8 protein-coding genes are annotated in these 7,108 nt (G+C 63.6%); 6 read left to right on the forward strand and 2 right to left on the reverse strand.

The window, feature by feature from the left end; genetic code table 11:
• A partial coding sequence (locus H7225_RS13045; RefSeq protein WP_290662479.1) for a sterol desaturase family protein occupies positions 1-936 on the forward strand: 936 nt, incomplete at its 5' end.
• A gap of 46 nt (positions 937-982) precedes the next feature.
• Here the strand turns inward: H7225_RS13045 and H7225_RS13050 are convergent.
• Together H7225_RS13050 and H7225_RS13055 are read right to left on the reverse strand one after the other, a co-directional pair.
• Positions 983-1,234: a YkgJ family cysteine cluster protein gene (locus tag H7225_RS13050; RefSeq protein WP_290662481.1), complete on the reverse strand. Its 252-nt coding sequence runs from the start codon at positions 1,232-1,234 to the stop codon at positions 983-985.
• Positions 1,235-1,359: 125 nt separating this feature from the next.
• Positions 1,360-1,959 carry a PEP-CTERM sorting domain-containing protein gene (locus tag H7225_RS13055; RefSeq protein ID WP_290662483.1) on the reverse strand — a complete coding sequence of 200 codons (600 nt, stop codon included), beginning with the start codon at positions 1,957-1,959 and terminating at the stop codon, positions 1,360-1,362.
• A gap of 207 nt (positions 1,960-2,166) precedes the next feature.
• On the opposite strand from H7225_RS13055, the gene mnmG reads away from it, so the two are divergent.
• The 5 genes from mnmG to H7225_RS13080 form a co-directional block, all read left to right on the forward strand.
• Entirely contained in the window at positions 2,167-4,212 is a 2,046-nt protein-coding gene (mnmG, locus tag H7225_RS13060; RefSeq protein ID WP_290662485.1) for a tRNA uridine-5-carboxymethylaminomethyl(34) synthesis enzyme MnmG, read from the forward strand.
• 53 nt (positions 4,213-4,265) lie between these two features.
• Positions 4,266-4,961, forward strand: coding sequence for a 16S rRNA (guanine(527)-N(7))-methyltransferase RsmG (rsmG, locus tag H7225_RS13065; protein ID WP_290662487.1), 696 nt, complete (start codon positions 4,266-4,268; stop codon positions 4,959-4,961).
• Positions 4,962-4,968: 7 nt separating this feature from the next.
• Positions 4,969-5,748 carry a ParA family protein gene (locus H7225_RS13070; RefSeq protein ID WP_290662489.1) on the forward strand — a complete coding sequence of 260 codons (780 nt, stop codon included), beginning with the start codon at positions 4,969-4,971 and terminating at the stop codon, positions 5,746-5,748.
• Positions 5,745-6,326, forward strand: coding sequence for an alpha/beta hydrolase (locus tag H7225_RS13075; protein ID WP_290662491.1), 582 nt, complete (start codon positions 5,745-5,747; stop codon positions 6,324-6,326). Before H7225_RS13070 ends, H7225_RS13075 begins: the two co-directional genes overlap by 4 nt.
• 68 nt (positions 6,327-6,394) lie before the next feature.
• Positions 6,395-7,108, forward strand: a 714-nt coding sequence (locus tag H7225_RS13080) for a hypothetical protein (RefSeq protein WP_290662493.1), incomplete at its 3' end; no start/stop codon positions are given.

The raw sequence follows: 7,108 nt of genomic DNA on the forward strand, positions 1-7,108 counted from the left end.
CGGGCCCGTGGGCCGCAGGCGTATGACTGGAAGGCGTTCTGGACCACCATCCGCATCAATGTGTGGCGCGCCATCGTCGAGTCCATCCCCATGGGCGTCGTGATTGGCGTGGCCTTGCCTTTCGGCGCCTGGGTCTACGAGCACCGCCTGTTCACCGTGCCGATGGACACCTGGTGGGGCTGGGTGGCCATGTTCTTCTGCACCGAGTTCTTCTATTACTGGCTGCACCGCACGGGCCACCGCGTGCGCTGGTATTGGGCCTCGCATTCAGTCCACCACTCTGGCAACCAGTACAACCTGTCGGCGGCCTTTCGGCAGTCGGTCACGGGCAAGATCTCGGGCGGTTTCATTTTCTTCGCGCCGCAGTGCTTCTTTGGTTTCTCGCCCGACGCGGTGCTGATCTCCTACGGCGTGAACCTGGTCTACCAGTTCTGGATCCACACCGACCTGGTCAACAAGATGGGCTGGATGGAGGGCTGGCTGAACACGCCTTCGGCCCACCGCGTGCACCACGCCGCGAACGTGGAATACCTGGACGCCAACTACGGCGGCACCATCATGATTTTTGACCGGCTGTTTGGCACCTACGTGCCCGAGAAGGACGGCGTGCCGATCCGCTATGGCCTGGTCAAGCAGGTGACGACCAACAGTGCGCTCAAGATTTTGTTCAATGAGTGGCTCGGCATCTTCAAGGATGTATTGAAGGCGCGGCGCGTGCGCGATGCGCTGGGCCACATGTTCATGCCGCCAGGCTGGGCGCCCAATGGCCGCGGCCTGACCACCGAAGACCTGCGCCGCGAGATGAAGGCCCTGACGGGCTCACCCACCGGGGTGCCGCCTGAAGAGTTGCTGGACCGCGGGCCCATGGCTTTGGCGCCGAAGGCCGCGGGTGGTGTGGCCGACGATGGTGACTTGGCGCTGAAGGCGGGGCGCTGATCCTGGTCGGTCGGTCGGTGGCCAGGATTGGGGCTTGCTGCTTGTGTCAGCAGGTGTCGGCCTCTAGCCTGCTGAGCCACTGCATGGCGTGCTGACGGTCGGTGCCGCACATTTCTGTTGAGGGTTGAAGCGAGCCGCACACGGCGGGCCGCTCGGGCAGGCCAAACAATTGACAACGCCAATCATCGGCCAGGTGCGGGCAGGGCACGCCAGCGGGCTTGCCTTGTGGCAAGCCCGGCATGGGCGATGAAATGGAGGGGGCGATGCAGCACGCGGCGCAACCTGGGCGGCAGTTCATGGCCTGCATTGTCGGCGTGTTGCCACGCGGTGTTAAAAAAGCCCTGTTTTAATGTTGGTTGCGATGACAGCGCTTGTTGGATGATGATCCTAACGAAGCGCGCCGGCTTTGCAAACTCCCTAGTTTCACACCGTGGTTTGCCGGGCAGACCGGGTGCGCCAGGCCAGCGCGGCCAAGCCCAGGCCCATCAGCGCCCAGGTGCCGGGCTCGGGCACGGCCTGCAAGGTGCCAACGATGATGCCGCCTTCGCGGAAGGCCATCGCGCTGCCCAGCAACTGGGGCTTTCCGAGGGCATCGACCTTGAAGTGCGCCCAGCCGAAGGAGGTGTAGAACGAGTCGTCGTAGCTGAAGCCGGGGTCGGTGTAGCTGCGGGTTTTGGCCGCCAGGTAGAAGTCGGTGCCCACGGGGACGGGCGTGCTGCCGAACACGTTCGTGGCCAGCGCGCTGGAGGCCTGGGTGAAGACATCGCCGGCTTTCACAACGTAGAGCTTGGCGCCTTCATCGACGTTGAACGTGATGCCTTTGAGCTGACCCGCCGTGTAGTTCATGAACACGCCGGTGTAATCGCCCTCGATCGTTTGATCCACCCAGACGGAGAAGTTCTCGCCAATGTTGCCGGCGGTAGTGGCGGATCGCCAGTGCCCGGCTTCGACAGCGGCGTGTGTCTGGGCGCACATGGCGAGGGCGGCAATGCCCAAAGCCTGCCTGATGAACGATGTTTTCATGTGTTCCTCCTGAATCGTGAAATTCACCCCATGTTCATGGGATGCCTGGTGCCATCGTATGTGCTACCCGGGTCTTTGGCATTCGCGATAACCCTATTCCGGACCGGCGTTCGTGGGGAGGCTAATGCCCCGCGGCTGAGGGTATTTCAGTACAATCCCAGGTTGCCCAAAAATGAGGCATTTGTCCTGACTTGCGCGAGGTGGCCCATGCTGTACCCCAAAGAATTCGACGTCATCGTGGTGGGTGGCGGCCATGCCGGCACCGAGGCTGCCTTGGCTGCCGCCCGCATGGGCTGTGCCACCTTGCTGTTGACCCACAACATCGAGACGCTGGGCCAGATGAGCTGCAACCCGTCCATCGGCGGCATCGGCAAAGGGCATTTGGTCAAGGAGATCGATGCCCTGGGTGGCGCCATGGCGGCGGCCACCGACGAGGCGGGCATCCAGTTTCGCATCCTGAATTCCTCCAAAGGCCCGGCCGTGCGCGCCACCCGGGCGCAGGCCGACCGCATCCTTTACAAAGCCGCCATCCGCACGCGCCTGGAGAACCAGCCCAATCTGTGGCTGTTCCAGCAAGCGGTGGACGACCTGATGGTGGAGTCGGATGGGGTGAACGAGCGCGTGGTGGGCGCGGTCACCCAGGTGGGCATCCGCTTTCGGGCCAAGACGGTGGTGTTGACGGCAGGCACTTTTCTGGACGGCAAGATCCACGTCGGCCTGCAAAACTACAGCGCCGGGCGGGCGGGTGATCCGCCGGCGGTGTCGCTGTCGGCGCGCTTGAAAGAGCTGAAGTTGCCGCAAGGCCGCTTGAAGACCGGCACACCGCCGCGCGTTGATGGCCGCAGCATCGACTTCAGCCAGTTGACCGAACAGCCCGGCGACGGCATGGATGGCATCAGTCCCGTGCCGGTGTTCAGTTTCATGGGCTCGGCCGACCAGCACCCCGCGCAACTGCCGTGCTGGATCACGCACACCAACCAGCAAACGCACGACATCATCCGCTCCGGCTTTGACCGCAGCCCCATGTTCACCGGCTTGATCGAGGGGGTGGGCCCGCGCTACTGCCCCAGCATCGAAGACAAGATCAACCGCTTCGCCGACAAGGACACGCACCAGATCTTCCTGGAGCCCGAAGGCCTGACGACGCACGAGTTCTACCCCAACGGGATCAGCACCTCGCTGCCTTTCGACATCCAGTTGGCCGCGCTGCGTTCCATGCCTGGCTTGGCGGACGCGCACATCCTGCGTCCGGGCTATGCCATCGAGTACGACTACTTCGACCCGCGTGAGCTGAAATCCAGCTTTGAGACCAAGTCCATCCAGGGCCTGTACTTCGCGGGGCAGATCAATGGCACGACCGGCTACGAAGAAGCGGCAGCGCAGGGTTTGTTCGCCGGGCTGAACGCCGCCTTGCAATCCAAGGGCCAAAGCGCCTGGTTGCCGCGTCGCGATCAGGCCTACCTGGGCGTGTTGGTGGATGACCTGATCACCAAGGGCGTGACCGAGCCTTACCGCATGTTCACCAGCCGGGCTGAGTTCCGCCTGCAACTGCGCGAAGACAACGCTGACATGCGTTTGACGGAAGCGGGCCGCGAGCTGGGCTTGGTGGGCGATGTGCGTTGGGCGGCCTTCAACCGCAAACGCGATGCTGTTTCACGTGAAACAGAGCGCCTGCGCGCGCAGTGGGTTCGCCCCGCCACCTTGCCAGCGGCCGATGCCGAGCGCTTGGTGGGCAAGGCTTTGGAGCGCGAGTACAGCTTGGCTGATCTGTTGCGCCGCCCGGCGGTGCACTTTGACGTGGTGGCGGAAGTCAGCGCCATCGCGCACCAGGCGCAAGCCGCGCTGAATGCCGACAAGGTGCCTGCAGGGCAGGGCTGTGTTTCACGTGAAACACAGCCGGTGTCGCGCGCCGCGCTGCACTCCGAGCTGGGCAAAAATCTGGCCGATGCCGTGATTGAGCAGGTTGAGATCAGCATCAAATACGCGGGCTACATCAACAAGCAGAACGACGAGGTGGAGCGATCCGCCCACTATGAGAGCCTGCAATTGCCCGCCGAGTTGGATTACCAGCAGGTGCCAGCCTTGAGTTTTGAGGTTCGCCACAATCTGAGCAAGCACCGGCCTGAGACCCTGGGCCAGGCTTCGCGGATTTCGGGCGTGACGCCAGCCGCGATTTCGCTCTTGCTGATCCACCTTAAAAAAGGGCGCTTCAAGGGCTTCGATCGCGTGGCCGAACAAGTCAGCCTGACCTGATCCCCGCAGCGGGCCTTCCTTCTTTCGGCCCAGTACACCGCAGCCCCAAGCCCATGAGCAACATCAGACCTTCATCATCAGCCTCGGCCAGCACGGACCTGGCCGCCGAACTTCGCCGTGCTTTGGAGGGTTTGGACTTGGGCGCCGCACCCGAGCTCAGCGATCACCAGATTGACCAGTTGCTGGCCTACGTGGCCATGCTGGGGCAGTGGGGCAAGACCTACAACCTGACGGCGGTGCGCGACCCCGCCGAGATGCTGAGCCTGCATTTGCTGGACAGCCTGGTGGTTCTCGCGCCGCTGTGGCAGCACCTGCAAGGCCAACCTGCGGCCATGTTGGATGTGGGCAGCGGCGGTGGTTTGCCCGGTGTGGTCTTGGCCATCACCATGCCGCAACTGGAGGTGGTGTGCGTGGATGCCGTGGCCAAAAAAGCCGCCTTTGTCCGGCAGGTGGCCGCCGAGTTGCGCCTGCCCAACCTCAAGGCCGAGCACGCCCGCGTCGAGGACCTGAGGCCCAAGCCCTGGCCCGTGATCACGTCCCGGGCCTTTGCCTCCTTGCATGATTTCGTGGCCTTGACCCAGAACCTGCTGGCACCGCAAGGTGTGTGGATGGCCATGAAGGGCAAGCACCCGGCTGACGAGATCGCCGCCTTGCCCGAGGGCGTTGAAGTGTTTCACGTGGAACAACTTCAGGTTCCTGGCTTGGAAGCCGAGCGTTGCCTGGTCTGGATGCGTCAGCAGCAGGGATAATGGCAGCATGCCGCACATCTTCTGCATTGCCAACCAAAAGGGTGGGGTCGGCAAGACCACCACCACCGTCAACCTGGCGGCCGGCCTGGCCCAACTCGGCCAGCGCGTCCTGATCGTTGACCTTGACCCTCAGGGCAACGCCACGATGGGTTCGGGTGTGGACAAGCGCACCCTGACGCACACTGTTTACGACGTGCTGCTGGAAGACGTGACCATCGCCGAGGCCCGCCAACGCAGCCCCAAAGGTGGTTACGACGTGCTGGGCGCCAACCGCGACCTGGCCGGTGCCGAGATTGAACTGGTGCCGCTTGAGCGCCGCGACCGGCGCCTCAAAACCGCGCTAGAAGCCGTGGCCATCGATTACGACTTCGTGCTGATCGACTGCCCGCCATCTCTGAGTTTGCTGACCCTCAATGGCCTGACCTGTGCCCATGGCGTGATCGTGCCCATGCAGTGCGAGTACTTCGCGCTTGAGGGCCTGACCGACCTGGTCAACACCGTCAAGCAGGTGCATGCCAACCTGAACCGCGAGCTGCAGTTGATCGGCCTGCTGCGCGTGATGTTCGACCCGCGCATCACCTTGCAACAGCAGGTTAGCGATCAGCTCAAGTCGCACTTTGGCGACAAGGTGTTCAACACCGTGATCCCGCGCAACGTGCGTTTGGCCGAGGCGCCCAGCTATGGCGTGCCGGGGGTGGTGTTCGACCCGGCCTCCAAGGGGGCGCAGGCTTTTGTGGCTTTTGCCCAGGAGGTGGTTGAGCGCGTGGCGAGTAAGTCGTTGGTGTGACGAGGCTGCTACTCCTCCCGGGCTGGCACGACTCCGGTCCTGGCCACTGGCAAAGCCGCTGGCCGCTGCTGCACCATGGCGATCAGGCCCGCTTCCTGAAAGTCGAGCAAGACGATTGGGTTTGGCCCAAGCGTGGCGATTGGATGATGAACCTGGACGAGGCTTTGCTGGCCGACCCCGAGCCCGCCATCCTGGTGGCCCACAGCCTGGGCTGCCACCTGGTGGCGGCCTGGGCGGCGCACTCCTGGCACACGGCGAGGGTAAAAGGGGCCTGGCTGGTGGCGCCGCCTGACCTGGATGGCAACGTGCCCAATGCCGCCAGCGTTGCGCCGCAGTTGCACGGATGGCGCAGCGTGGTCCGGCGGCGTTTGCCTTTTCAGTCCACGGTGCTGGCCTCGCGCACCGACCCGCATGCCGCCTTTGATCGCAGCCAGGCGCTGGCTCAGGAATGGGGCAGTGTCGTGCAGGATCTGGGGGATGCTGGGCACGTCAACGAGGCATCTGGGCACGGAGATTGGGCGCTGGGCTGGCTCGCCTTGCAGCGGGATGTCGCGAGTTGGTGCGCCAAGTCCCCATGAACCGGGGAGTGTTTTATGGGGGTGCATCCGTTACGCTCTGAAACACATACACGCTCAGGAATCAAACAATGCAAACCACGTTCTGCCGCCTGGCCCTCCGTCCCTTGGCCGCCGCCATCGGCTTCGCCCTGTACGCATCGGCCAGCGCTCAGGTCGTGGAAACGCAATCTGTCAGCGCCACGGCGTCTTACAGCCTGGGCGGCGGTGCCACCGTGCCTTTGGCGGCCACCTCGTCGGCCCCCGGCGTCAGCAGTGTGGATGTGCTGGATTTCCAATACAACGGCAACCAGTCCGGCATCCACACCTACGGTGGCCCTGACTCCAGCTTCGGCAGCCGCTCATCGGGCGCTGGCGTGTATGACGTGAACGGTCTGTTCTCGATCGTCCAGAACGTCACCAACAACACGGCGACCGCTCAGCGCGCGACCTTCAATTTCTTCATCATTCCTGGCCTGTTGCAAAACGACATCCGCTCGAACCTGAGCGGGGCACAGTACGTGTCCTCTGGCATCCAGTTCAATGTCAAGAGCAATGGCACTTCGGTGTGGGGCAGCAAGGCCGACCTGACAACCACGGCGGCGGGCACCTCGCTGCTGCTGTCGGGTCAAAACCTGTACACGCCGGCCCTGCCATCGGGCGGTGGCAGCCCCAGCACTTACACCATCGCTGGCGGCCTGTTCTCGATCGACCTGGGTGTGATTGGCGCGGGTCAAACCCTGGCCCTGCAATACGACCTGCAAACCTACGCCCGTGGCGATGCCCTGGGCAATGGCAGCTTCACC

It is taken from the genome of Aquabacterium sp., from assembly GCF_014378415.1.
GTDB lineage: Bacteria > Pseudomonadota > Gammaproteobacteria > Burkholderiales > Burkholderiaceae_C > Aquabacterium.